Source organism: Marinicauda algicola (genome assembly GCF_017161425.1).
GTDB lineage: Bacteria > Pseudomonadota > Alphaproteobacteria > Caulobacterales > Maricaulaceae > Marinicauda > Marinicauda algicola.
The window spans coordinates 2,449,246-2,473,875 of record NZ_CP071057.1 but is presented as its reverse complement, the minus strand read 5'-3'; the positions used below and the strand labels follow the sequence as shown (position 1 = coordinate 2,473,875).

Annotated in this window: 27 protein-coding genes; 18 read left to right on the top strand and 9 right to left on the bottom strand. The window is 67.9% G+C overall.

Going from position 1 to position 24,630, the window contains the following annotated elements:
• The first annotated feature begins 341 nt into the window (after positions 1-341).
• From JW792_RS12240 to JW792_RS12230, 3 genes are read left to right on the top strand one after another with little or no spacing between them, the layout of a single operon-like run.
• Entirely contained in the window at positions 342-1,583 is a 1,242-nt protein-coding gene (locus JW792_RS12240) for a TadE/TadG family type IV pilus assembly protein (protein ID WP_135995569.1), read from the top strand.
• Positions 1,584-1,592: 9 nt separating this feature from the next.
• Entirely contained in the window at positions 1,593-2,012 is a 420-nt protein-coding gene (locus JW792_RS12235; protein ID WP_135995570.1) for a TadE/TadG family type IV pilus assembly protein, read from the top strand.
• Positions 2,009-2,434, top strand: a complete 426-nt coding sequence (locus JW792_RS12230) for a TadE/TadG family type IV pilus assembly protein (RefSeq protein ID WP_135995571.1) — start codon at positions 2,009-2,011, stop codon at positions 2,432-2,434. The genes JW792_RS12235 and JW792_RS12230 overlap by 4 nt, the downstream gene beginning before the upstream one ends.
• Positions 2,435-2,591: 157 nt before the next feature.
• Here the strand turns inward: JW792_RS12230 and hslV are convergent, their stop codons facing one another.
• Positions 2,592-3,143 (bottom strand): ATP-dependent protease subunit HslV, encoded by a 552-nt coding sequence (hslV, locus tag JW792_RS12225; protein ID WP_135995572.1) that lies wholly within the window; start codon positions 3,141-3,143, stop codon positions 2,592-2,594.
• A gap of 61 nt (positions 3,144-3,204) precedes the next feature.
• The gene (locus JW792_RS12220) at positions 3,205-3,735 is read right to left on the bottom strand and encodes a L,D-transpeptidase family protein (protein ID WP_135995573.1); all 531 of its coding nucleotides are present in this window, start codon (positions 3,733-3,735) and stop codon (positions 3,205-3,207) included.
• 314 nt (positions 3,736-4,049) lie between these two features.
• Here JW792_RS12220 and JW792_RS12215 point away from each other — a divergent pair, with 314 nt between their 5' ends.
• The 3 genes from JW792_RS12215 to JW792_RS12205 all read left to right on the top strand — a co-directional run bounded on the left by JW792_RS12215 (position 4,050) and on the right by JW792_RS12205 (position 6,251).
• Complete coding sequence (locus JW792_RS12215; protein ID WP_135995574.1) at positions 4,050-4,736, top strand: response regulator transcription factor; 687 nt, start codon at positions 4,050-4,052, stop codon at positions 4,734-4,736.
• Positions 4,737-4,828: 92 nt separating this feature from the next.
• A complete protein-coding gene (locus tag JW792_RS12210) occupies positions 4,829-5,200 on the top strand; it encodes a group I truncated hemoglobin (RefSeq protein WP_135995575.1) in 372 nt (123 codons plus the stop codon).
• The gene (locus tag JW792_RS12205; RefSeq protein ID WP_206340791.1) at positions 5,193-6,251 is read left to right on the top strand and encodes an adenylate/guanylate cyclase domain-containing protein; all 1,059 of its coding nucleotides are present in this window, start codon (positions 5,193-5,195) and stop codon (positions 6,249-6,251) included. Before JW792_RS12210 ends, JW792_RS12205 begins: the two co-directional genes overlap by 8 nt.
• On the opposite strand, the gene JW792_RS12200 is transcribed toward JW792_RS12205, so the two are convergent.
• Entirely contained in the window at positions 6,248-6,955 is a 708-nt protein-coding gene (locus JW792_RS12200) for a Crp/Fnr family transcriptional regulator (protein ID WP_158291579.1), read from the bottom strand. The genes JW792_RS12205 and JW792_RS12200 overlap by 4 nt on opposite strands.
• A 551-nt stretch (positions 6,956-7,506) precedes the next feature.
• Here JW792_RS12200 and JW792_RS12195 point away from each other — a divergent pair.
• The 3 genes from JW792_RS12195 (at position 7,507) to JW792_RS12185 (ending at position 11,450) form a co-directional block, all read left to right on the top strand.
• Complete coding sequence (locus JW792_RS12195; RefSeq protein ID WP_135995577.1) at positions 7,507-8,445, top strand: hypothetical protein; 939 nt, start codon at positions 7,507-7,509, stop codon at positions 8,443-8,445.
• A gap of 73 nt (positions 8,446-8,518) precedes the next feature.
• Positions 8,519-9,940, top strand: a complete 1,422-nt coding sequence (locus JW792_RS12190) for a pyridoxal phosphate-dependent decarboxylase family protein (protein WP_192900969.1) — start codon at positions 8,519-8,521, stop codon at positions 9,938-9,940.
• Between the two features lie 13 nt (positions 9,941-9,953).
• Positions 9,954-11,450: a pyridoxal-phosphate dependent enzyme gene (locus tag JW792_RS12185; RefSeq protein WP_135995578.1), complete on the top strand. Its 1,497-nt coding sequence runs from the start codon at positions 9,954-9,956 to the stop codon at positions 11,448-11,450.
• Positions 11,451-11,453: 3 nt separating this feature from the next.
• Here JW792_RS12185 and xth read toward each other — a convergent pair whose 3' ends face one another.
• The 4 genes from xth to JW792_RS12165 all read right to left on the bottom strand — a co-directional run bounded on the left by xth (position 11,454) and on the right by JW792_RS12165 (position 16,534).
• Entirely contained in the window at positions 11,454-12,266 is an 813-nt protein-coding gene (gene xth / locus JW792_RS12180) for an exodeoxyribonuclease III (RefSeq protein WP_135995579.1), read from the bottom strand.
• Positions 12,267-12,283: 17 nt separating this feature from the next.
• Positions 12,284-12,916: a hypothetical protein gene (locus JW792_RS12175; protein WP_135995580.1), complete on the bottom strand. Its 633-nt coding sequence runs from the start codon at positions 12,914-12,916 to the stop codon at positions 12,284-12,286.
• A 330-nt stretch (positions 12,917-13,246) separates the two neighbouring features.
• Positions 13,247-15,334, bottom strand: coding sequence for a putative bifunctional diguanylate cyclase/phosphodiesterase (locus tag JW792_RS12170; RefSeq protein WP_135995581.1), 2,088 nt, complete (start codon positions 15,332-15,334; stop codon positions 13,247-13,249).
• Positions 15,335-15,520: 186 nt separating this feature from the next.
• The gene (locus tag JW792_RS12165; protein ID WP_135995582.1) at positions 15,521-16,534 is read right to left on the bottom strand and encodes an adenosine kinase; all 1,014 of its coding nucleotides are present in this window, start codon (positions 16,532-16,534) and stop codon (positions 15,521-15,523) included.
• Positions 16,535-16,702: 168 nt separating this feature from the next.
• Here JW792_RS12165 and JW792_RS12160 point away from each other — a divergent pair, with 168 nt between their 5' ends.
• Positions 16,703-17,599, top strand: a complete 897-nt coding sequence (locus tag JW792_RS12160; RefSeq protein ID WP_135995583.1) for an ATP-grasp domain-containing protein — start codon at positions 16,703-16,705, stop codon at positions 17,597-17,599.
• Here JW792_RS12160 and JW792_RS12155 read toward each other — a convergent pair.
• Entirely contained in the window at positions 17,596-18,234 is a 639-nt protein-coding gene (locus tag JW792_RS12155; RefSeq protein WP_135995584.1) for a hypothetical protein, read from the bottom strand. The two genes, JW792_RS12160 and JW792_RS12155, sit on opposite strands and share 4 nt — an antisense overlap.
• 79 nt (positions 18,235-18,313) lie before the next feature.
• Between JW792_RS12155 and JW792_RS12150 the strand changes: the two genes are divergently transcribed.
• From JW792_RS12150 to tsaB, 6 genes are all read left to right on the top strand, one after another.
• On the top strand, positions 18,314-18,787 hold the full coding sequence (locus JW792_RS12150) for a universal stress protein (RefSeq protein WP_135995585.1): 474 nt from the start codon (positions 18,314-18,316) through the stop codon (positions 18,785-18,787).
• 63 nt (positions 18,788-18,850) lie between these two features.
• Positions 18,851-19,411 carry a NifU family protein gene (locus JW792_RS17110; RefSeq protein ID WP_135995586.1) on the top strand — a complete coding sequence of 187 codons (561 nt, stop codon included), beginning with the start codon at positions 18,851-18,853 and terminating at the stop codon, positions 19,409-19,411.
• Between the two features lie 69 nt (positions 19,412-19,480).
• Positions 19,481-20,056, top strand: a complete 576-nt coding sequence (locus tag JW792_RS12140; RefSeq protein WP_135995587.1) for a hypothetical protein — start codon at positions 19,481-19,483, stop codon at positions 20,054-20,056.
• Positions 20,057-20,468: 412 nt separating this feature from the next.
• Positions 20,469-20,792 (top strand): hypothetical protein, encoded by a 324-nt coding sequence (locus tag JW792_RS12135; protein WP_135995588.1) that lies wholly within the window; start codon positions 20,469-20,471, stop codon positions 20,790-20,792.
• Positions 20,793-21,587: 795 nt separating this feature from the next.
• Positions 21,588-22,238 (top strand): malonic semialdehyde reductase, encoded by a 651-nt coding sequence (locus JW792_RS12130; RefSeq protein WP_135995589.1) that lies wholly within the window; start codon positions 21,588-21,590, stop codon positions 22,236-22,238.
• Positions 22,239-22,310: 72 nt separating this feature from the next.
• The gene (tsaB, locus tag JW792_RS12125) at positions 22,311-22,946 is read left to right on the top strand and encodes a tRNA (adenosine(37)-N6)-threonylcarbamoyltransferase complex dimerization subunit type 1 TsaB (RefSeq protein ID WP_135995590.1); all 636 of its coding nucleotides are present in this window, start codon (positions 22,311-22,313) and stop codon (positions 22,944-22,946) included.
• Here tsaB and JW792_RS12120 read toward each other — a convergent pair.
• On the bottom strand, positions 22,898-23,605 hold the full coding sequence (locus JW792_RS12120; protein WP_135995591.1) for an HAD family hydrolase: 708 nt from the start codon (positions 23,603-23,605) through the stop codon (positions 22,898-22,900). The two genes, tsaB and JW792_RS12120, sit on opposite strands and share 49 nt — an antisense overlap.
• A 28-nt stretch (positions 23,606-23,633) precedes the next feature.
• Between JW792_RS12120 and rimI the strand changes: the two genes are divergently transcribed.
• Complete coding sequence (gene rimI, locus JW792_RS12115) at positions 23,634-24,089, top strand: ribosomal protein S18-alanine N-acetyltransferase (RefSeq protein ID WP_135995592.1); 456 nt, start codon at positions 23,634-23,636, stop codon at positions 24,087-24,089.
• Positions 24,090-24,173: 84 nt separating this feature from the next.
• Positions 24,174-24,614 (top strand): Fur family transcriptional regulator, encoded by a 441-nt coding sequence (locus tag JW792_RS12110; protein ID WP_135995593.1) that lies wholly within the window; start codon positions 24,174-24,176, stop codon positions 24,612-24,614.
• Positions 24,615-24,630 lie beyond the last annotated feature (16 nt).

Here is a 24,630-nt window from a genome sequence, read left to right as displayed (position 1 = left end):
GCGGGGCGAATAAGTCCGCAACCGCGAACCTCTCCACCTGTCATGCTCCCAACCCTGTCATGCTCCGGCGATGCGAAGCATCGACCGAGAAATCCGCTCCGCGCCTCGCGGCCGGAAAGGCGTGGGTGGCCTCCCCGCCTGCGCGGGGACAGGCTTTGGGGCCGGGCCATGACACGGTGGGGGTGGGCCTGACCGGAGTGCCAAGCCGCTCGCGGAACATTCGTCCGGCATCGCGCGCCGCCGATCGCCCAGCCTAAACGGCGCCGTAACCATTTTTCCTAATGAGACCTTAACGCGTCGGAGCGACCCTTGGCGGTGTTTTGCCTTCAAGGGTGTGCGTCATGTTTCGGGACATTCGCGAGATCTCTCGCAAGTTTCTGGCCAGTGCGCGCGGCCATGTGGCGATCCTCACCGCGGTCGCGGCGCCGGCCCTGGTGGGCAGCGTCGGGCTCGGCGCGGAGGCCGGGCTGTGGTTCTACCAGCAGCGCGTCACGCAGATGAGCGCGGACGTGGCCGCCTATGCCGGCGCGGTCGAGGCGCGCGCGGGCGGGCAGTACGATGCGATCAGGCCGGCCGTCATCGGCGAGGCCGAGCGCCATGGCTACGATCCGGCCGCCGGTCCGATCACCGTGAACTGGCCGCCGGCGAGCGGGTCGAACATGAACGAGCGCTCGGTCGAGGTGCTGATCACGCAGACCCGGCCACGCCTCCTGTCCGCGATGTTCCTCGACAGCGATGTGGTGATGAACGTGCGCGCGGTGGCGAGTTTCGACGAGCCCGGTCCGGCCTGCATCCTGGCGCTCGATCCGGTGTCGAGCCAGTCGCTGATCTTCACCGGCTCCTCGGCGGCGACCCTGACCAATTGCGACCTGATGTCCAACTCGCTGGCGATCGACGCGCTGGCGGTCACTGGGTCCGGCACGGTCAATGTGAGCTGCGCGAACTCGGTCGGCGGCGTGGAGGTCAGCGCGACGCTGAACCTCATGGACTGCCCGGAGCCGCGCACCAACCTGCCGCCTGCGCTCGACCCTTACGCCGACCTGCCCGAGCCGCCGATCCCGTCCGGCTGCCAGAACGTACCCGGCGGCGGGCAGCCCAAGACGATCAGCCCCGGCCATTACTGCAACGGGCTAGACCTTCGCGGCGACATCACGATGGAGCCCGGGGTCTACATCGTGTCCGGCGACGTCACCTCGAACGGCAATGCCAACGTCACCGGCGCGGGCGTGACGATCTTCGTGCGCAACAATGGCGAGATCCGCATGAACGGCAACGCCTACGTCAACCTGTCCGCGCCGGAGAGCGGGACCTATGCCGGCGTGCTGTTCTGGGGCGACGACGACAATCTCGCGAGCACGCCGACCGATTTCAACGGCACGGCGGATTCCGCCCTCGTCGGCGCGCTCTACTTTCCCAGTCAGACCGTCTCGATGCGCGGCGACTTCGCGGGCTCGGGCGGGTGTACCCGAATCATCGGCTACCGCGTCGATGTGAGCGGCAATACCAGCTTCGATTCCGACTGCACCGGCAATGCCGGCGTGACCACCGTGCACGTGCCCGGCGTCGTCCGGCTGACCGAGTAGGAGGGCTTCATGAAGACCGTCCTCGCCTTCCTCGCCGAGCGCCGCGCCAATGCGGCGATCGAGTTCGCGCTCATCGCGCCGGTGCTGGCCGCGATGCTGATCGGGCTCGTCGATTTCGGGCGCATGACCTTCGAGCGCTCCGACATGCTCGCGGCGGCGCGCTCGGGCAGCCAGTACTTCATGGCCGGCGGCACCGACACGGCGCGCGCGCAGACCATCATCGAGAGCGCCTGGACCCACATGCCGGCAAGCGCCGTGGTCAATGTCCACCGGCTGTGCGAGTGCGCAGGCGCGGCGGCGCAGTGCTACCAGCCCTGCGCCGACGGCAGCGTACCGGTCAGCTATGCCGTCATCGAATTGTCGGCCGAACTCGACGGCGTCTTCGTCGACTATTCCAACGCCGCCAGCGACAAGGTGCGCATAAGATGAGCTGCCTCGCCCCCCTCACCCCCAGCCTGTGGGCGCGGCTGGCGCAGGACCGGCGCGGTACGAGCGCGATCGAGTTCGCCCTCGTCGCGCCGGTCTTCGTCATCCTGCTGTGCGCGACCGTGCTGCTCGGCCAGGCCTTCTACACGGCGAGCTCCCTGCAATGGGCCGTGGAGGCGACGACGCGCGACCTGATGATCGACCGCCATCTCACGGAGGCCGAGTTCGAACAGCGCCTGCGCACCCTCGTCAGCCAGCTGTCGACGGCCGAATTCCAGGTCGCCTATGCCAGCACGATCTACGGCGAGATTCCCGTGACCGAGGTCACCACGCAGGTGACCTACCCGGTCTCCATCCCGCTCGTCGCGCCCTTCGACCTGACCTGGACGATCGAGACCCATGCGGCGAGGCCGCTGTCGGGGTAGGCGCTTCACCCGTCCGGGCCCGTTTCCGCCCGACCTCGTCATTCTCCGGTGATGCGCAGCGTCGACCGGGCAAGTCCTGTCGCAACCTTCCAGGCCGCGCCTGCCACCGCCGAAGAGGTATGGGTGACCCGGTCAGGCCGGGCGATGACACCCGGGATCACCCCAGCACTTCCACCGTCAGGTTCTCGTTGGAGAAGACGCAGATCTCGGCGGCGATCTTCATCGCCTTCTTCGCGATCACCTCCGCGTCGTTCTCGTAATCGAGCAGGGCGCGGGCGGCCGAAAGGGCGAAATTGCCGCCCGAGCCGATGGCGGCGAGGCCGTGCTCGGGCTCGAGCACGTCGCCCGCGCCGGTGAGGATGTAGGTCTCCTCGGCGTCGGCGACGATCAGCATGGCTTCCAGGCGCCTGAGATAGCGGTCCGTGCGCCAGTCCTTGGCGAGCTCGACGCAGGCGCGCGCGAGCTGTCCGGGATGGCTTTCCAGCTTCGCCTCGAGGCGCTCGAACAGGGCGAAGGCGTCGGCCGTCGCGCCGGCGAAGCCGGCGATCACCGAGCCGCCGGCGAGCGGGCGCACCTTGCGAGCGGTGGACTTCACGATCGTGTTGCCGATCGAGACCTGGCCGTCGCCGGCGAGCGCGACCTTGCCGTTCTTCCGCACGCACAGGATCGTGGTGCCCCGCCAGCCGGGGAAGGCGCGTTCCTCGCTCATGGGCGCTGGTCCTCTCCTGGAATCCGCTTCGCCCCCGATGTGGCCGATCACGCCGGCGGGTTCAAGCGCGCGAGCCCGCGACGATCTCCAGCAGGTCGCCGGGGCGCACCGATTCCAGCACCTCGATCAGGTCGCCGCGCGCCAGCGCGACGCAGCCCTGCGTGGGGGGATAGCCGGGCTTCGCGCAGTGCAGGAAGATCGCCGAGCCCATGTCCGGCTGCGGCGGATCGTCGTTGTGACCGAGCACGACGACGATGTCGTAGAGCGCGTCCTCGCGCGCCATCGCCTCGCAGCTCGCCGGATAGGGCAGGCGGACGGGCCGGTTGTAGGCCGGATCGCCGGGCGCGTCGCACCAGCCGTCATCGGCGGCGATCGGGTCGAGGATAAGGGCGGTCCGCGGCCGCTCGAGGCGATCGCAGCGCCAGTAACCGCGCCGGACCGGCCAGGCGCCGGCGGGGCTCGCCCCATCGCCCTCGCGCTTGTCTGCGGCCGCGATCACGCCGCTCCTGCCGAGCGCGCAGCGTACGGTCTTCAGGGCGGTTTCGTCGGGGCCGAACTCGAAGCGGCCGTCGGGATGGGCGCGCAGAATCATCGGGAAAGTCTAGAGCCTGGCAAGGCGCGAGGCGAGGGGCGGGATCGGAGCGGGATGGCCGGCCGGGGCCGCTCGAGGCGCCGCGGCCCGGTCATCCCGCTGCCGTCCCCACCACGGGGCGTCGTCCGCTCACGCCGGACTCACAAAGATTTCAAGCAAGTCCGGGGCCGGTTCGGTGCTAGAGAGCGGGCGCGGGATTCAAGGCGCGGCCGCGGCCGCGCTTGCCTTGCCCGGTGCAAGCAGGCAAGGCTTTCCCGGCAGAATTGACCGGGCGGCAATTCCTGCCCGGCGCAGCGTGAGAGCGAGCAAGACAGATGACGGCGAAGAAGACGGTGCTGATCGTCGACGACGACGACGACCTGCGCGAGGCGCTGGCCGAGCAGTTCGCGTTCGACGACGAGTTCGACGTGCTCACGGCCAGTGCGGCGAGGCCCGGCATCGAGATGGCGTCCAGCGAGCGCGTCGACATCATCATCTTCGATGTCGGCCTGCCCGACATGGACGGGCGCGAGGCCTGCCGGATCCTTCGCAAGAACGGCGTGACGACGCCGATCATCCTCCTGACCGCGCAGTCGGGCGACGCCGACCACGTGCTGGGCCTGCGCTCGGGCGCCAACGACTTCATCGCCAAGCCGGTGAGCTTCGTGGTCCTGCTGGAACGCGTTCACAACCAGCTGCGCCGTCACGAGCAGAGCGAGGACGCGGTCCTGCAGATCGGGCCCTACCAGTTCAAGCCGGCCATGAAGCTGCTGATCGACGAGGCGGAGAAGAAAATCCGCCTCACCGAGAAGGAAACCAATATCCTGAAATATCTCTACCGTGCCGGCGGCAAGCCGATCTCGCGCGAGGAGCTTCTCGACAAGGTCTGGGGCTATCACCGCGAGGCCAACACCCATACCCTCGAAACCCATGTCTACCGCCTGCGCCAGAAGATCGAGCCGGAAGGCTCGCGGGCAAGGTTGCTGATCACCGAGAGCGGGGGCTACCGACTGCAGGTCTGACCCGCGCCGGGGCAAGAATGTCCTTGCGCCGGAAGGGGTTTTATTCTCATAACCGCCCTGCGGGTTGTGCAGCCGGAAGGCGGGAGAAGCGGATGCAGATCTACGAACGCTATGGCGGGTTCTCGGCCATTCGTCGCATCGTTTCCGATTTCTACGATCGGATCCTGGACGAGCCGGAGCTCGCGCCGTTCTTCGAACATATCGAGATGGCGCGCCTGATCGATCACCAGACCAAGTTCATCGTCTCCATCACGGGCGGGCCGGCGAGCTTCACGGACGTCCAGCTGCAGCGCGCCCATGCCCGGCTCGGCATCACCAGCGAGCAGTTCCGCGCGGTTGCCGAGCTGCTGAAGGAGACGCTCGAGGATCACGGCTTCGCCGACAGCGACGTGGCCGAGGTGATGCGCCACGTGCGCCAGCGCGAGGGCTCCATCGTGAGCGGGGCGAAAGTGTCCGATGCGTGACGAGACGGCGCAGACCGATGCCGAACTCGCCCTGCGCGCGGCGCAGGCGCTCGACCTGCCCGTCGCGGTGCTGGAGCCCGACAGCTTCCTCGTCCGGCTCGAGAATGCGCGGTTCTTCCAGCTCTTCGCCTCTTCCGGCCAGGAGGCCGAAACGCTCGCCGACAGGGTGACGGGCTTCGATCCGGAGGCGGCGCGCAAGCGGCTCGCCGCGAACCGGCCCTATGTCCAGCCGCTGGACGTGAAGTCCGGCGCGCGCACCCTGCATCTGGAGATGAAGCTGCGCCGCGTGGAGGCGGGCGGCCCCGCCTTCGTGCTGGCCGAGTTCAAGGACCTCTCCAAGCAGAAGGAAGCCGAGTACATGCTCGATTCCTACTCGGCGCTGGCGGAGAAGAATGCGCGCGAACTCAAGCGCGAGAAGGAGCGGGTGGAAAAGCTCCTGCTCAACGTCATGCCGCGCCAGGTCTACGAGGAGTTGCGCGAGTACGGCACCACGACGCCGCAGAAGTTCGACAGCGCCAGCGTGCTGATGCTCGACTTCGTCGACTTCACCGAGATGGCGGTGAGCCAGGACCCCGGTGCCGTGATCGCCGAGCTCAACGACATCTTCTCCGCCTTCGACCGGATCGTGGAGCTGTTCGACTGCGAGCGCATCAAGACGATCGGGGACGCCTATGTGGCGGTGAGCGGGCTGCCCCATCCCAATCCCGACCATGCCGGCGCGCTCGCGCGGGTGGCGCTGCGCATGAAACGCTTCCTGGAGAAGCGCAACGCCTCCCACCCCAATACCTGGCGCTTCCGGATCGGGCTCGCCGCAGGCCCGCTCATCGGCTCGATGGTGGGCATCCAGAAATACGTCTACGACATCTTCGGACCGGCCGCGAACCTCGCCGCGCGCGTGGAGGATGCCTGCGAGCCGGGCACCGTCGCGATGTCGGCCGAATTCTACCGCCTGCTCGACGGCAGCTTCGCCTGCTCCCCGCTCGGCGAGACAGAGCTGAAGGGCTTCGGGACGTGCGAGCTCTACAGCCTGGACTACGAGACGCCGTCCTAGTCGCCGAACTCGGCGATCTCCTCCAGCGCCGCGCGGTCGGTGACGCAAGTCCGGCCGGTCTCCAGGACCACGTAGCCGTCCTGCTCCCATTCCTTCAGCTGGCGGTTGACGTTCTCCCGGCTGAGATTGACGAAGGCGCCGAGATCGCCCTGGCTCACCGGGATGGAGAGGCGCTCGCCATCCCTGCCGCTCACCCCGTGCTCGTCCAGCAGCCGCAACAGGCCGCGCGCGAGCTTGGGTCCCATGGCCGAGCCGCGCCCGCTCTCCAGGAGTTCGTTGGTGCGCCGCAGCCGCCTTGCGAGATAGCCCAGCAGCGCCCAGGCGACCTCGGGATCGTCCGCGCACAGCGCGCGCAGATCGCGCTTGTAGATGATCAGGATGCGTGACGGCTCGATCGCGGTGGCGCTCGCGGTCCTGACCCCGCCGCCCAGCACGGAGATCTCGCCGACGATGTCGCCGGCTCCGGCATAGGCGAGCACGATGTCCTTGCCCGACCGGCTGATCACCGAGATCCGGAACGTGCCCGAGAGCACGACCAGCGCCCGCTCGCCGGGATCGCCCTCGCGGAACACGCTCTCGCCGCGGGCGACCGAGGCGAGCGTCGCCGCACCGATCAGGCGTGCGCGCGCCGCACCCGGCAGGGCGCCGAGGAAGGCGCCCGCCCGTGCCGCGATCGCGGCCTCCTCTCCCTTCAGTTCTGCCAAGCCCTGCTCCCTTCTTTGAGCGGCGAGAATACGCCCGTCCCGCATCCCCGTCATCGGCTCGCGCAAGGATCGGGTCGCGGGCGACGCCCGATCCGCTCCAGAACATCCCCGTCACCGGCGATGCGCCGCGCCTGTGACGGGCGGCACAGCGGGCCCCGGCGGGCCGTGCGAAGACCGCCCCATGCCGCGGCGTCGCCTCGATGCGGGCCGCGGCCGGTTCGTCGATCGCAGACACTGGAGACAGACATGAACACCAACTCCCCCGAGCGCCGTTTCTCCCCGGCCTCCTTCATCATCAACCTGGTCCTGACCGCCGGGGTCGCGGCCGGCATGGCCGCCGCCCTCCTGCCGGCCTTTGCCTGAGGTTCAGGAGGGCCCGCCTCCCCCGGGCCGGTCCCCCGCCCTGCCCGCCGCGCGACCTGCACGGCGGGCTTTTTTCTCGCCGGTTCCGGGGCCTGTGACGGGCGTCACAGCGCGCCCGCGCAAGACATGGGATCGAAGCCTCGCGGCCGGTTGGTCGCTGCCTTCAAGCAGACAACAAGGACAATGCCATGACCGTACACACCGCAATCTCCCCCGAGGCCGGCGAGCGCTATGCGCGCTGCGTCGCGGTCTCCAAGCGGGTTCGCTGGGACATCGAGGCCGATGTCATCCGCGGGCGCCGCTTCGACACCAGCCAGAAATTCCTGCCCGACGGGCTCTCGCTGGTGCACGAGCTCGGCTTCCTCAGCGAGGCCGAGCAGCGCTGGCTGAGCCAGATCCAGGGCCGGACCTATGCCAACATCTTCGGCCTGGTCGAGCGCTTCATCAACGCCAAGGTGCTCGAGATCAGCCGCGAGCACTGGCTCGGCGACCAGACGGCGCTGGAGGCCCTGATCCGCTTCTCCGACGAGGAGCTGAAGCACCAGGCCCTGTTCCGCCGGATCGAGCGGCTCGCCGCCGAGCAGATGCCCGAGGGCTATGTCGAGACGCCCGACCCGAACGCGGTCGCGGAGGTCGTGCTCGGCAAGTCGACCTGGGCCGTGCTCGCCCTGACCCTCCACATCGAGCTCTTCACCCAGCTGCACTACCGCCAGAGCATCGAGCCGGAGACCAACATCTCGCCGCTGTTCAAGGACGTCTTCCTCTATCACTGGAAGGAGGAGTGCCAGCACGCCATCCTCGACGAGCTCGAATGGAAGCGCTGCGATGCGCAGCTGAGCGAGGAGGAGCGCGATGCCGCGGTCGACGAGTTCATCGAGCTCGTGGTCGCCGTGGACGGCATTCTCCAGGCCCAGGCGGCCGCGGACGCGGCCTATTTCTCCAAGACCTGCGGCCGTTCCCTGCCGGAGGCGGAGTTCGAGAAGATCCATGCCGGCGTGCTGAAGGCCTATCGCTGGCAGTACATCCTGTCCGGCGCGCAGCACCCGAAATTCCTCGAGGTCCTGACCGGCATGATCACGCCGGAGCAGGGCGAGCGGATCATGGGCGCCCTGGCCACCCTGCAATAGCGACGCTGCCCGACGGCGCCGCCGCGCACCCCGCGGCGGCGCCGCCCTGCCGCTTTATCGAAGGACCCAAGCGATGAATTCCTGCGACATCGAGCCCCTGCTGCAAGCCGCCTGCGACCTGGCGGTCCGCTACCGTACAGGCGAGCCGGACCGTGCGCCGCGCGCCGCGGCGACGGGCCAGGACGCCTACGCCCTCTTTGCCGGCCCGGTTCCCGAGGCCGGGGAGGACGCGCTCGCCACGCTGACCGCGCTGGCGGAGGCCGCCGGTCCGGGCCTGCACGACACGACCGGGGACCGGTTCTTCGGCTGGGTCATCGGGGCCTCCCACCCGGTGGGCGTCGCGGCCGACTGGCTGACCAGCGCCTGGGGCCAGAATCCCGGCCTACACTTCGTCGGCCCCGCAGGCGTTGCGGCCGAGAAGGTCGCCGGCGACTGGCTGCTCGACCTGCTGGACCTGCCGCGCGAGGCCTCGGTGGGCTTCGTCACCGGTGCGACCATGGCCAATTTCACCGGGCTCGCCGCCGGACGCAGCGAGGTGCTGCGCCGCGCCGGCTGGGACGTCGAGGCGGACGGGCTGCAGGGCGCGCCCCGGATGCGCGTCCTGCTCGGCGAGGCGGCCCACTCGACCGTGTTCGCGGCGCTGCGCTATCTCGGCTTCGGGCGCTCCCAGATCGAGACCGTCGCCGCCGACGCGCAGGGCGCGATGGACGCCCGCGATCTCGGCCGCCGGCTCGCCGATGGCGGTCCGGCCCTGGTGATCGCCCAGGCCGGCCAGATCAATACCGGCGCCTTCGACCCGTTCGAGGAGATTGCCGCCCATTGCCGGCGCGCCGGGGCTTGGCTGCATGTCGACGGCGCGTTCGGCCTGTGGGCACGCGCCTGTCCCGACCGCTACCGGCTGACGCGTGGTCTCGAACTCGCCGATTCCTGGGCGAGCGACGCGCACAAATGGCTCCAGGCGCCCTATGAGAGCGGCTTCGTCATCGTGCGCGACCGCACCGCCCACCGGCGCGCCATGTCGATCAGCGCCAGCTATCTGCCGAGCCAGGACTGGTGCCACAACCCGTCCGATTTCAGCCCGGAGCTGTCCCGCCGCGCCCGCGGCTTCGCGATTTGGGCCCTGCTGCGGCACCTGGGCCGCGACGGCATCGCGGACATGGTCAGCCGGCACTGCGCGCTGGCCCGGCGCATCGGCGCCCGGCTCGGCAAGGCGCCCGGCATCGCCGTGCTCAACGAGGTGGTGCTCAACCAGGTGGTCCTGGCCTTCGGGGAGGGCGCCGGCGCCGACCGGCTGACGCGCGCCGTGATCGAGGAAGTCCAGCGCCGCAACGCCGTCTTCGTGGAGGGCGCACGCTGGCAGGGCCGAGAGGTCCTGCGCATCTCCGTCATCTCCGCCCCGCTCGACAGCCGCAGCGCCGACCGGCTCTGCGACGAAATCCTCGCCGCCTGGCAGACCGTCCAGGCTCGCCAATCCGCCGCCATCCCGGCGCAGTAAGGACGCCATCGCCATGATCCGCATCCATGACTCCATCCTGTCCACCATCGGCCGGACCCCGGTGGTGGAACTGAAGACGCTGTCCCCGTCCCATGCCCGCGTCTTCGCCAAGCTCGAGTCCTTCAACCCGGGCGGCTCGATCAAGGACCGGCTCGCGCTCGGCGTGATCGAGGCGGCCGAGCGCTCCGGCGCGCTGAAGCCCGGGCAGACCGTGGTCGAGGCGACCAGCGGCAATACCGGGATCGGGCTCGCCGTGGTGTGCGCGGCCAAGGGCTATCCCCTCGTCATCACGATGGCGGAAAGCTTCTCGGTGGAGCGGCGCAAGCTGATGCGCTTCCTCGGCGCGAAGGTGGTGCTGACGCCGGCCTCGGAAAAGGGCACCGGCATGGTCGCCAAGGCGCGCGAACTCGCCGAGACCCATGGCTGGTTCCTCGCCCGCCAGTTCGAGAACGAGGCCAATGCCGACATCCATTCGGCCACGACGGCGCGCGAAATCCTGGACGCGTTCGAGGGCCAGCGGCTCCATGCCTTCGTCACCGGGTTCGGCACCGGGGGCACGCTGAAGGGCGTCGCCCGCGTGCTTCGCGCCGAACGGCCCGGCACGCGCATCCTCGTCGCCGAGCCCGACAATTCCCCGCTGCTGGCGAGCGGAATCGCGCAGCCGCGTGCGGCCGACGGCAGCCCGGCGGCCAGCCACCCGGCCTTCCGCCCGCACCTGATGCAGGGCTGGTCGCCCGACTTCATCTCCAAGCTCGTCGCCGATGCGGCCGAGGCCGGGCTGATCGACGAGACCGTGCCGGTCTCGGGGCGCGATGCGCTGGCCGTGGCGCGCCGGCTCGCAGAGGAGGAAGACATCCTGGCCGGCACCTCGTCGGGGGCGACGCTGGCCGTCGCGCTGGAGGCCGCGCGCCGCGCGCCGGCTGGGTCGAACATCCTCTGCCTGCTGCCCGATACCGGAGAGCGCTACCTGTCCACGCCGCTCTTCGCCGACGTGGCCGAGGATATGGACGAGGACGAGCTCGCCCTGTCGGAGAGCACACCCTCCGCGCGGTTCGCGGCCGCACCCGCGCCCGCTCCCGCCCCGGCTGCGGAACCGGAGGTCGACCCGCAGGCGGCGACCTTCATCGCGGAGATGAGCGGCGATCCCGGCCGGCCCGTCGTGATGTTCGCGCTGGAATGGTGCGAGTTCTGCTGGGCGGCGCGGCGCATATTCCAGGCTCTGGGCGTGGACTGCCACAGCGTCGATCTGGACTCGGTCGAGTTCGCGCGGACCAGGCTCGCCGGCACGATCCGCCCGGCGCTGAAGGCGCGGACCGGTTCGCCGACCATCCCGCAGATCTTCATTGGCGGCACCCTGCTCGGCGGCTGCAGCGATCTCGTGGAGGCGTGCGAAAGCGGGCGCATCGCGGCCCTGCTCGAGGCGGCGGGCGTCGGCTACAGGTCCCCGCAGGCCCTCGACCCGAGGCGGTTCCTGCCGCAGTGGGTGCACCCGCGCCGGGCGGCCGGCTAGGCTCTAGACCTTCAGGCGCAGCGTCACCGGCGCATGGTCGCTCGGCTTTTCCCAGTCGCGGGTATGATCCCAGACGGTGAAGGCCGCGCGGCCGGAGGAGAGCGCGGGAACGCGCAGGGAGGGCGTCACCCAGATATGATCGAGGCGGCGGCCGCGATTGGACTTCCTCCAGTCGCGATTGCGGTAGCTCCACCAGGTGAAGATCTTCTCCTCCTCGGGGTGCAGGGCACGGGCGACGTCGATGAAGTCCCCCGCCGCGCGCACGCGCTCCAGGCCCTCGGTCTCCACCGGGGTGTGGGAGACGACGGAGAGGAGCTGCTTGTGGCTCCACACATCGTTCTCGTGCGGAGCGATGTTGAAATCGCCGACCGCGACGATGTCGGCCTCCTCTTTCGCGCGCTCGCGGACATAGGCCTCGAGGCGCTCGACGAAGTCGAGCTTGTGGGCGAAGCGGGGGTTGGTTTCCGGGTCCGGCTCGTCGCCGCCCGCCGGGATGTAGTAGTTCTGGATCTCGATCCCCTCGATCCGCACGCGCTGGGCGCGCGCCTCCTCGCGCGAGCAGACGGGCTGCATCTCGAGCGGCTCGATCGGCAGGCGCGAGACGGTGGCCACGCCGTGCATGCCCTTCTGGCCGGTGACGTGGGCGTGGGGATAGCCCATCTCCACGAAGGCCTTGTAGGGAAACTGGTCCTCCTGGCACTTGATCTCCTGCAGGCAGATCACGTCCGGGCTCGCCTCCTGCGCAAATGCGGCGACCTGCGCGGCGCGCAGGCGCACCGAGTTGATGTTCCAGGTGGCGATGGTCAGTCCGCTCACGGCGATCGCTCCGCTTTCTAGAGTATGTTGAAGGTCGAGCCGGCCAGGCCGACCGGCCAGCGCCCGCGCACATAGAGGCGCCAGCGCGCCAGGAAGGGATGGGACGGGGCCTCGTCCTCGGCCTCGGCCAGCAGCACCAGCACGGCGCCGTTGGCGGCCTGGACGAGCCCGCCGGCCGCGGCATTGATGACGTGCTCGTCATAGACGTCGTCGAGCGCGGCGCTGGCCTCGGCGGCCTCGCGCGCGATCTCGCCGATCTTCGAGGCGACGAGGGCCTGGGCGGCGTGCAGGGCCTGCTCGTCGAGGCGCTCGAGCACCGCCTCGATCAGGCCGGCGCGCAGCATCTCCTCGGCCTCCCAGGCGCTCGCGTCGATATCGAGCGCCTCGGCGGCCGCGACCGCGTCGGCCCAGTCGCCGAGCGGGGCCGGTTCGGCGTCGGGAAAGCCGAGCCCGTCGAGATAGGCCCGCGCGAGCGTTCTCTCCCGGCTGCCCAGCGGCTCGCCGAGGCGGGCGAAGAAGGCCGGGTCCTTGACGCTCTCGGCGAAGGCGCGCGCCTTGTAGAGCAGCGGGATCTCGTCGAGCAGGCGGGCGATGACGTCTTCGGAGCCGCCGGACGGGCCGGAGCCATTGTCGGGATCGTGGTCGGTCATAGGTGCTATCTAGCGCGCCTTGCGGGCCGGCCCTAGGGGGCAGCTGCGGCGCTCGCGGGGAAGGGACGGAAAATGGAGTGCCCGGCGGCGAGGGGGATGGCCGCCGGGCACCCGGGCCGCGATTGGGGAAACGCGGCGCTCGCGCCGGGAGGGGTCGAGCCGGCGTGCGGGCCGCGAAGCCTGGATGCGTAGCGGGGGGACGACGCCGATCCAGAGCCCTGCCGCGGCCCGCAGGGATATTTATGACACAGGCCCACGGGTTTGTTCAATTAAATTCGAGAAAGGGTTTGGCTGTGGCGGCAATGCCACAGCTGCGCCGACGCCGCGGACTCAGTGGGCGGCGCGCCGGGGCTCGGGCGAGGCGAAGCGGACCAGGTCGTCGAGCGGCATGGGCCGGCCGAACAGATAGCCCTGGGCGATCGTCGCGCCCTGCTCGCGCAGGAAGGTCAGCTGCTCGGTCGTCTCCACGCCTTCCGCGACGGTCTCCAGCTTCAGCGAGCGGGCCATCGCCAGGATGGTCTCCACAACGATCTTCGCGTGCGGATCGCGCTCCATGTGGCGCACGAAGCTCTGGTCGATCTTGAACACGTCGAACGGCATGCGCGTCAGGTAGGACAGCGAGGAATGGCCGGTGCCGAAATCGTCGATCGCGAAGGTCACGCCGATCTTCCTCAGCGGCTCGATCTGGCTGATGACGCGCTCGGGATCGCGCATGGCCGTGGACTCGGTGAGTTCCAGCTCGAGCAGCTTGGGCGGCAGGCCGCTCTCGTTGAGCGCGTCGAGCACGATGTCGGCAAAGCCCTCGTGCTCGAACTGCATGGCCGAGACGTTGACGGCGACCGGAATGGACAGGCCCTGCTTGTGGAGCTTGGCGAACTCGGTGCAGGTCTTGCGCAGCACGTAGTTGCCGATCTCTCCGATCAGGCCGCATTCCTCGGCCGCCTCGATGAACGCGCCCGGCGAGAGCAGGCCCGCGGTCGGGTGCTGCCAGCGCACCAGCGCCTCGGCCCCGGCGAACCCGCCGTCCTTCATGAAGACCTTGGGCTGGTAGTAGACCACGAGCTGCTCCTCGCGCACGGCCTCGCGCAGCTCGTTCTCCAGCACCAGGCGCTCGAAGGCGCTCTGGTTCATCTTCGATTCGAAGAACTCGTAGGCATTGCCGCCATTGCGCTTGGCCGTGGCCATGGCGAGGTCGGCGTGGCGCAGCAGCGTCTCCGGGTCGGCGCCGTCACGCGGGAAGAGGGCGACGCCGACCGACAGGCCGAGGAAGACCTGGTGGCCGGAAATCTCGAACGGCCGGCGCACGGCGTCCACGACGCGGCGCGCGACGCGCGCGGCGTCGGCCGGATCCTTCAGCTTCGGCAGCAGCAGGGTGAACTCGTCCCCGCCCAGGCGCGCCACCATGGAGGGCTCGCTGTCTTCCTCGCCGTGGGACAGATCCCAGGCGCGGGCGGCCTCGCGCAGGCGCCGGGCGACGGCTTCCAGCAGCCGGTCGCCTTCGCCGATGCCGAGGGAGTCGTTGACCCGCTTGAAGCGGTCGAGATCGAGGAACAGCACCGCACCGGTCGTGTCCTCCTCGCCCGCCTTGATGCAGACGCGCTCCAGCTCCTTGCGGAAGCGTTCGCGGTTGGGCAGCTCGGTGACCATGTCGACATAGGCCAGGCGCTGGATGCGCTTCACCGAGGCCTCCAGGCGCCCGAACATGCGGTTGAAGGCGTTGGCCAGGACCTCGAGCTCGTCGCCGGTGTGCACGTCGATGCGCAGGTCCAGCTTGCGCGACGAGGCCAGGCGCGCCGCCTCGGTCAGGGTCCGGATCGGGCCCAGCGACTGGCGCACGGCGAGCGCGACGAGCGGCAGGAAGATCAGCAGCGATCCCGCCGCGATCAGGATCTGGCGCAGGATGAGCTCGCTCGTCGGCCGGGCAACGGCGGCGACCGGCACGGTCACCATGGCCGCGCCGACCAGCCGGCCCTCGTGGAAGATCGGCTCGGCGATGTGGATCGTGTCCGCGGCGAGTTCCAGGCGGGTGTCGACCGCGCCGACCGCGCTCTGCAGCAGGTTGCCGCTGGCGCGCTCGCCGACCTCGGCGCCGGCCGCGCCACCGACTGCGAGGACGCGGCGCATGGCGTCGGTGACGAAGACCCCGGAGACATCCTCGCGCGCGGCGAAATCGGACAGCTTGTCGGCCAGGGCCGCCTCGTCGCGGCGCGCCAGGTTCGCCGCGACATTGGTGGCGAAGAGTTCCGTGATGAGATGGGCGTGGGTTTCGCTGGCGCGCTTGTTGTCCGCCGTTGTGGACTGGTACTGGATCACCATCAGGACGGAGATCGCCGCGATCAGGATGATGCCGCACAGCACGGTGAACTTCGCCACCAGCGAGCGCATCATGCGGGACACGGCGTGTCGGATCGGAGCCATGAAGGACCCATCGGGCTTAGGTGTCTGAACCACGCCGTCAGGGGGGCGCCGCCCCCTGCCCGACGCTTCGTGAGCCGAACGATCCGACAATGTACTGAAAATCGCGTTAAGGCTGGTTCCAGCTTTGATTAACCGCTTGAGCCACGGGGCTTCCGGGCAGTTTTCCCCAGCCGGGCGCCCCCGCCGTCACGAGACCGGCGCGGGAATCTCGATGCCGCGCCGGGCCGCGAGCTCCTTCAGCGAGACTTCCGGGCGCGCGCCGACATGGGAGATCACCTCGGCCGCCGCGAGCACGCCGAGCCGGCCGCAGGTCTCCAGGTCCGCGCCGCGCGCCATGCCCAGCAGGAAGCCCGCGGCGAACTGGTCGCCGGCCCCCGTGGTGTCGACGAGCCTGGCGACCGGCTCGGCCGGCACCGCGACCGTGGTCTCGCCCGCGACGATCACCGCGCCCTTCTCCGAGCGCGTCACCGCCGCCACGGCGGCCTCGGCGCGCACCTTTTCCAGCGCGGCCTCGAAATCATCGGTCTCGTAGAGCGATTTCAGCTCCGCCTCGTTGGCGAACAGGATGTCGATGTGATTGTCGACGAGCTGGCGGAAGCTCGCCCGGTGACGGTCGACGCAGAAGCTGTCCGACAGGGTGAGCGAGACCCGGCGCCCGGCCGCCTTGGCGATCTCGGCGGCGCGCACGAAGGCCTTCTTGGCCTCCTCGCGGTCGAACAGATACCCTTCCAGATAGGTGATCTCGGCGGCCTTGATCCTGCCGGTATCGAGATCGTCGTCGGAGAAGAAGGTCGAGGCGCCCAGGAAGGTGCACATCGAGCGCTGCGCGTCCGGCGTCACGTTGATGAGGCAGCGCGCGGTGGCCGCCCCGTTCTTCAGCCGGGGCGTGTCATAATCCACGCCGATGGCGCGGATGTCGTGCTCGAAGATGTCGCCGAGCTGGTCGGCGGCGACCTTGCCGATATAGGCGCCGCGCCCGCCGAAGCTCGCCACGCCGGCAAGCGTGTTCGCCCCCGAGCCGCCGGAGATCTCCACGCCCTCTCCCATGGCGGCGTAGAGCGCCTTGGCGCGGTCCTCGTCGATCAGCGTCATCGCCGCCTTCTCGATCCCGTTGTCGACCAGGAACTGGTCGGTGGCGTGAGCGATCACGTCGACGATGGCATTGCCGACGCCAAGCACGTCGTAGCGGGTCTCGGTCATGGGAATCTTCAACCTTCGGATTGGCGTTGAGCGGGAAAACCGCGCCGGACTTAGCGCGCCCCGGCGTCCGCCTCAAGCCGCCCGGCCCGAGCTGCCGCGCGGCGGGCTGGTGCGCCGGGCCGGATCGCGCTAGCAGGGCGCCGTTTCCGACGGCCATGAGGTTTGCCCGTGCGCGCCATCGCCTTCCTGATCTCCGCCGACATGGTCGCGGGCAATCCCGCCTCGCGCGCCGACCAGTACGAGTTCGAGCTGGAATTCGCCGAGCTCGAGCCGGCCTGCCGCGCAGCGGGCTTCGACCTGCGCCCGGTGGTCTGGGATGGGGCGGTCGAGGCGCGCGGCTACGACGCGCTGGTGATCGGAACGGCCTGGGACTACGTGACGAAGAAGGCGCAATTCCTCGCCGCGCTGGAGCGCTGGGCGGCGGTGCGCCCGGTGCTGAACCCGCCCGGCGTGGTGCGCTGGAACGTGGACAAGACCTATCTGAAGGACCTCGCGGACGCGGGCGCGCCGGTGATCGAGACCGTGTGGGCGGAACGCGCGAGCGCGGACGCGATCCGGGCCGCCTTCGAGACGCTGGGTACCGAGGATATCGTGGTCAAGCCCGTGGTCGGGGCCGGCGGCTGGCGCCAGGCGCGCATCCGCCGCGGCGAGCCGCTTCCCGCGGCCGGGGAGCTGCCGCCGGCAGAGGCGATGATCCAGCCCTTCCTGCCGGCCGTGGCGCAGGAAGGCGAATACTCCTTCCTGTTCTTCGGGGGCGAATTCTCCCACGCCGCGCTGAAGCGGCCCAGGCCGGGCGATTACCGCGTCCAGTCGGTCTATGGCGGGCATGAGGAGATGCATGCGCCCTCGCCCGAGGACGTGGCGCTGGCGCGCGAGGCGCTCGCCGCCGCCTGCCGCATCTGCGGGCAGGAGAGCCTCTTATATGCCCGCGTCGACATGGCGCGCGGGCCGGACGGGCGGCTCGCCCTGATGGAGCTGGAACTCATCGAGCCCTATCTCTATCCCGAGCAGGGTCCGGGCATGGGCGCGCGGTTCGCGAGCGCGCTGAAGGCGAGGCTGGGCTAGATATCCGGCGCCTTCGCGGCCGCATCCGCCTCGCTCTTCTCGAAGCGCTCGATGAGCTGCTCGGGATCGTAGGCGACGGGCACGCCGGGGCGGAAGACCCAGGCGAGATAGCCGCCGATCACCATGAAGGGCAGGGCGGCGAGCGCGAGCATGCCGCTCTGTCTCACCTCGGCCATGTAGAAGGCGAAGAGCAGGCCGGCGAGCGCCATGGCCGCGCCGAGCGCGCACAGGACGAGGCGCAGGCCGAGCGTGTGGCCCTCCAGATAGCGCACCTCCCGTCCGCGCAGGGCGCGGTGGAGTTCGAGCACCAGGCGGCGGAACTCGACCGCGTTGTTGGCCCAGCGCCCCGGCGCGACATAGGACCGGCTGCCGATCGCGATCTCGGTCGCCGGGCCGCAGATGCGCGCCACGACCTGGGTGTCCGGCCCGGCCATGTCCACCGACAGGCGGACCGACTTCACGTTTCCCAGCGCCAGCCGGTGGACCACCCGGCCCGCCTCGATCACTTCGAGCCGGTCGGCGGCGAGCACCACCTCGCGCGCCGGCCCGTGCGCGCCGCGCCGGTCGGCGAGGCGCGCGATCGCCTCGCCCTCCAGGGCCTCGATCTCGTCGGGATCGGGTCGATCGGCGCCCATCGCTGCGTCCTTTCGGTGAGCCTTCCCCATCACTCGCCCCCTCTTGCGCGAGCGTCAAGAAGCGGCCACCGTCTGTCCCATGGACGACGTGCGCAAGTTTCTCGTCATCGCCGACGCCAGCGAGGAGTCCGCCACAGCGGCCTACTTCGCCGCGCGCCGGGCCAAGCACAGCGGCGGCAGGGTGACCCTGCTCGCCGTGATCGAGCCGTCCAATTTCGAGCACTGGCTCGGCGTCGGCGAGACGATGCGGCGCGAGGCGACCGAGATGGCCGAAAACGCGCTGGAATCGCTCGCCGAGGAGGTCGAGGCGGTGACCGGCGGGCGCCCGGAAATGATCCTGCGCGAGGGCGAGCTCCTGCCCACCCTGCGCGCGGTGATCGAGGAGGACGAGCGCATCGCCATCCTGGTGCTCGCCGCGGCCAAGGCCGACGATGCGCCGGGGCCGCTGATCTCCACCCTGGCGCGCGGGCGCGGCCTGTTCACCGGCCGGCGCATCCCCGTCACCGTGGTGCCCGGCACGCTGTCGCGCGAGGAGATCGACCGGCTGGCGTGAAGTTCCGCCTTGATCCCCGGGCCGCGAAGCGCCACCTGACGGGCCAGAGACGAGGAAGGCGCCATGTTCATCCAGACCGAAGACACCCCGAACCCGCACACGCTGAAATTCCTGCCCGGACAGGAGATCGCGCCGGACGAGCCGCGCGACTTTCCCACGCCCGAGCATGCCGATACCTCCCTGCTGGCGCGCGAGCTGTTCCGCGTCGAGGGCGTCACGCGCGTGTTCGCCGGGGCCGACTATGTCTCGGTCACCAAGGACCCGAGCGTGGACTGGATCCACATCAAGCCGGCCGTGCTCGGCGCGATCATGGACGTGATCCAGTCGGAAAAGCCGCTGTTCGGCAGCGCCGAGACCGCCGGCCACACCGAGTATACCGGCGAGGCGGCGGGCATCGTGAAGGAGATCAAGGAGATCATCGACACGCGCGTGCGCCCGGCCGTGGCCCAGGACGGCGGCGACATCACCTTCCACGACTATGACGCGGACAACGGCATCGTGCGCCTGACCATGCGCGGCGCGTGCGCGGGCTGCCCGTCCTCGACCGCCACGCTCAAACAGGGCATCGAGAACCTCCTCAAGCACTACGTGCCCGAGGTGAAGAGCGTCGAGGCGGTGGTCTAGGTTAATAGATGGTTGACCGGGCAAGGTACATCCTGCAGTAATTAGGTGCTCATGCGACAGGAGGTGGGTGTGGCCCTCGATATCGAAAGCCTTAAGGACGAACAGAAGTCCTATTCCGATTGCATTCCACCGAATTGTACGTTCGACGAATCACTCGTTGAGTACAGGAGGCAGGATTTCTGGAATCACTATCTTCAATTCAAGATGCTTCAAAACGAGGGATTTAACTTTAAGCACTGGCGGGGTCTGCGCTCGCATTGCGTCGATTTGATACGCACCGATTTCGACCCGGTCCTTGTCGGCTTCGTCAATATCTGGATCGATTTGCTCAACAACGGTTTGAGCGATTCGGAAATTAGGCAAGGCTATGTTGGTCAAGCTGTGGAAAAGAGCGCCCCCCTTAAAATGGCGATATCCAAGAGGGATCATTTTCCTGAACTTGGGAAAATTCCAAAGGATGTCGGAATTAGGCGACTTCGCAAAATCGCGAATAGGGCGGCCGAGGGACATAACCTGCAACGCGCCGGTATGAAGAAACTTACACGAAGTTTTGCCGAGCAGACGCTGCCTCAAGCCGAAACCTGGTTGGCCGCTTTGCCATGGCGCGATCACCTTGGCGCCTACCATGGCACAGCGCCGAATTAATCACTTCTTCCGGCGCGCTCGCGTCCAAGTCGTGCGCGCTCTTGATCGACGAACGCGGAGAGCGCTCAATGCATTCATCCGATCCCTACGCTCAAGTATAATTTATGGGCTTATGCGGTTAAGACATATTCTAACCGATAAACGAGATTCAATTTATAATCATTTTGACTGGGTCCGCATAAATTTTATTTTTTCTCAAACATTTATACTGACAATTGGATTATCTATACCCCTTTTGTTAAATGCACCTGAATTCATTCAGATATCTATGACCGCAGGGCGTACATATCAAGGTATAACGCCAATTCACATCTCATCGCTTGTGACATTTTTTATCTCTGCATTTTCATTTTTAATAGCAGGAATTCTATTTATAATAAGGTGCTCTAGTGTAGTCGCGCGATATATGCACATGGAAGAATATATGTTTTCAGGCATAGCGGCTTCTCTCGGCGACGAGGCAAAGAATATAAGATTTGTATTAGAATATTATGGATTAGTAGATAAGCTTATACCGGAAAATTCTCTTTCAAAGGATATGCACCGTAAGTTGGCAATGGAGCAGACCTCTGAAAAGCCTGATGCAATTGGAGTCGAAATAACTCGTAGGTTTGAGTACTGGACAAATAGAAATTGCGGAACGAAAATTATAAGAATAATTATCGTTAGTCTATTAATTTTTTCTTTCGTACTTTTTCTATTATCTGTATTTTATTCTTTTCTAGGTATCTTATAGCTTCGATTGGGGGCATGCCAGACTTTATAAGTGTCGACAGCTCTTCCGCCAATATTAGCGCAAGGTGCGTTGCATAGAGTGAGCGAGCTTCGGCGCTGGGGGAGTCGGCAACAATTGAATTCCGATCAGATGCATCGATTTCGTCATACTTGGGTTTCATCGCTTGATGGCTCCTCTGCGATGAGCCTCAGGCGAAAACAAATTCCCAAGGCGGCGCGCGCACACTCGCGCGCGCTGAGGATCGGCGTTGCGGTGCTTGAAGGCGCTTAAAAGTAGCCGAAGCGGAACTGCCCGACTACGCGTGTCGAGTCCGTTTGCGAGTTTAGAAAGATGCGCGATTAATTCGTCCGGAAGCCTCGGATAGACCCGGTTTGGCCTCATAGCTGAAGGTAGCCGAATTCTACCAAGCGCCGGGTGTCTCTCTCGTTCTTCGGCTAAGATGGCCAATTGACGATGGAGAGACGGTCTCCACGCGGTAAATGCTACGAGTAGTATGCGAACAAACGGACCGGTTTCGAGATCTGCCGCCCCGGCTGTGGCCCTGAGCCAGCCGGCCATCTCGTGAGGCATCGAGACAGTGATGTGATCGCGCATGTGCGGTCTCCAACGACATTTATGAGTCGACTCGACAGAAAACACAATGAGTCGACTCACTATGTGCCGCGGCAACCTCCGACGGGTTCCTAGGAGAATCCTCTAGACAACGCCTTCTCTCCAGCCGCGCCATGGTCAAGACGGGGGCAGCGACCTATTGTCGGCGCGAACCCTCATTCGTACTGACTAGGAGCCCTCCCCATGCCGCAGACCGCTCACGCCGACAGCGAACCGCTCGCGCTGGAGGACCGCCACGGGGTGATCCCGGACCATGCGCTGGACCAGCTCTTCCGCGGCGCGCGCACCTTCTACACCTGGGAAAAGCGCGACGTGCCCGATTCCACGATCCACGCGCTCTACGATCTTCTCAAGTACGGGCCGACGAGCGCGAACCAGTGTCCGGCGCGCTTCATCTTCCTGAAGGGCGAGAGCAAGGAGCGCCTGATCCCGCACCTCATCGAGACGAACGTGCCCAAGGTGAAGGCCGCCCCGGTCACGGCGATCGTCGCCTGGGACTGGAACTTCCACGAGAAGGTACCCCAGCTCTTCCCGCACGAGCCCGAGGCCAAGGAGTGGTTCGAATCCGACGAGGCCCGCTTCGACAACGGCTTCAGGAACGGCACGCTGCAGGGCGCCTACATGATGCTGGCCGCGCGCTCGCTGGGGCTCGACTGCGGACCGATGTCGGGCTTCTCCAAGGAGGGCGTCGACAAGGAATTCTTCCGCGGCGACCCGGTGATGGGCAGCTGGCGCTCGAACTTCCTGTGCAATCTCGGCTACGGCACGACGGAAAAGCTCTTCCCGCGCCTGCCGCGCTTCACCTTCGACGAGGTCTGCCGGCTGTGGAAGTAGGCCGGCGCGCGAGGCCTCGCGAAATGACAATCTTTGGTGCGGGTTAACCAGGCCCGGTTCTATACTGGGCCCATGATCCTCGTCCTGGATACGACCGGTCCCTGGTGCGCCGCGGCAGTGAAGCGCGGCGACGGCGCCGTGTTCGAGCGCGCCGAGCGCATCGGACGCGGCCATGCCGAACTGCTCGCGCCGATGGTGCGCGATCTGCTGGACGAGGCGGGGGTGAGCCCGGCCGATCTCGACCGTATCGGCGTCGCCACCGGGCCGGGCAGCTTTGCCGGCACCCGCGTCGGGGTCAGCTTCGCGCGCGGGCTCGCGCTGGCGACCGGGGCGAAGGCGGTGGGGATTTCCTCGCTCGCGGCCATCGCCCGGGGCGCCGATCCGGAGCGCAGGGAGACGCTCGCCGTCATCCACGACGCCAAACGCGGCGAACTCCTCTGGCAGATCTTCACGCAAGGAGAGCCGGTGACCGAGCTGCAGCGCGGCGGGGAGGAGGACGCGCGCAGCGAATTCATCGAATACGGCGATCTCGACATGACCGGCTCGGGCGCCGCGCTGCTGGGCGCGGACCCGGCCCATTTCTCCGACGCCCCGCCGCTTGCCGCCCTGCTGGCGCTCACCGAAGAGGCGCCCGCCGACGCGCCCCCGCCGGCCCCGACCTATGCCCGCCCGCCGGACGCGAAGCTGCCCGGCGGGGTGGAGGCGTAGGCTGCGGCGATCGCGGCGAAGCCGCCGTGGACGGCGTGCGCGCCGGCTGCCAGCAGGCGCTCGTCGTGGCCCGGCGGGCAGTGCCCGCCGCCGGTGAAGCCCCAGCACACCGCCCCGGCCGCGATCGCGGCCCTCACCCCGTTCACGCTGTCCTCGATGACGAGGCAGGCGGCCGGATCGGCGCCGAGCCTGCCGGCGGCGTGCTCGAACAGGTCCGGGGCCGGCTTGCCGCGCGCGACGAGGTCGGCCGAATAGACGTGCGGGGCGAACAGCGCATCGAGCCCGGCGACGCGCAGCTTCATGGCAAGGCTCTCCACCCCGGCCGAGGAGGCGACGGCCATCGGAACGGCGAGGCTTCGCGCGAAGGCCTCCACGCCCTCGATCGCGGCGATCCCGCGCTCCATGGCGGCGTGCTTGCCGCGATGCAGGTCTTCGAAGAAGCCCGCGGGCAGGCCGTCGCCGAAGCGCGCGCGGTGATCGGCATCCAGCGCGGCCTCGAAATCGCGCTCGGGCAGGCCGAGGAACCGCTCGGTGAAGACGTCCGGCGCGTAGTCGAGCCCGATACCGGCGAGCGCTGCCATCTCCGCCTTCACGGCGATGACCTCGGAGTTTACCAGCACGCCGTCGCAGTCGAAGATGACCGCCGCGAACGAATTCATGTCCACCGCCTCCAATCGCCAGGACCGAATGAGCCTAGAGCCCGCCAATCCTGCCGTCAGCCTCCTCGGCCTGGAAGGTGCCGGCCTGCTCGCGGCGCTGCACGCGGCGAGCTTCGAGAGGGGCTGGAGCGAGGCGGATATCCGCGATCTGCTGGCCTCGCCCGGCGTGCGCGCCGTGGTGATGAGCGAGGAGGGCGAGCCGGCGGGTTTTGCCCTGATCCGCGCGATCGCGGGCGAGGCCGAGCTGCTGACGCTCTGCGTGCGGCCGCAGTTCCGGCGCACCGGGCTCGGCGAGGCGCTGCTGCAGTCGGCCGAAACCACCGCCGCGGCGCAGGGCGCGCAGCGCCTGTTCCTGGAGGTCTCCGCGGCCAACGAGGCCGCGATCGGCCTCTACAGCCGCGCCGGCTATCGCACGAGCGGACGGCGGAAGGGCTATTACCGCGACGGCAGCGATGCCGTTTTGATGGACAAGCCGCTCGGCTGAACCCATATAGGCGGCAGGCGGGGGCAGGTGGACACATTGCCGCACCCGCCGGCATACAGGACACTCAACGCCGGAGGCCCGCACATGAGCGCACGGGAGGAGAGCTTGCCCGACCGCATCGAGAAAATCTGCGTCCAGAAGGGCCTGCGCATGACCGAGCAGCGCCGCGTCATCGCGCGCGTGCTCTCGCTGTCCGACGACCATCCCGACGCCGAGGAGCTGCACCGGCGCGCCGCGGCCGAGGATCCGCGCATCTCGCTGGCCACCGTCTACCGCACGGTGCGCCTGTTCGAGGAGGCCGGCATCATCGAGCGCCACGACTTCCGCGACGGCCGCTCGCGCTACGAGGAAGCCCCGGAAGAGCATCACGACCATCTCATCGACCTGAAATCCGGCGAGGTGCTGGAATTCGTCGACGAGGAGATCGAGCGCCTGCAGGTCGCGATCGCCAAGAAGCTCGGCTACAAGCTCGTTGATCACCGCCTCGAACTCTACGGCGTGCCGCTGAAGGACGAGGAGAAGTAGGACGATTGCACCCGCG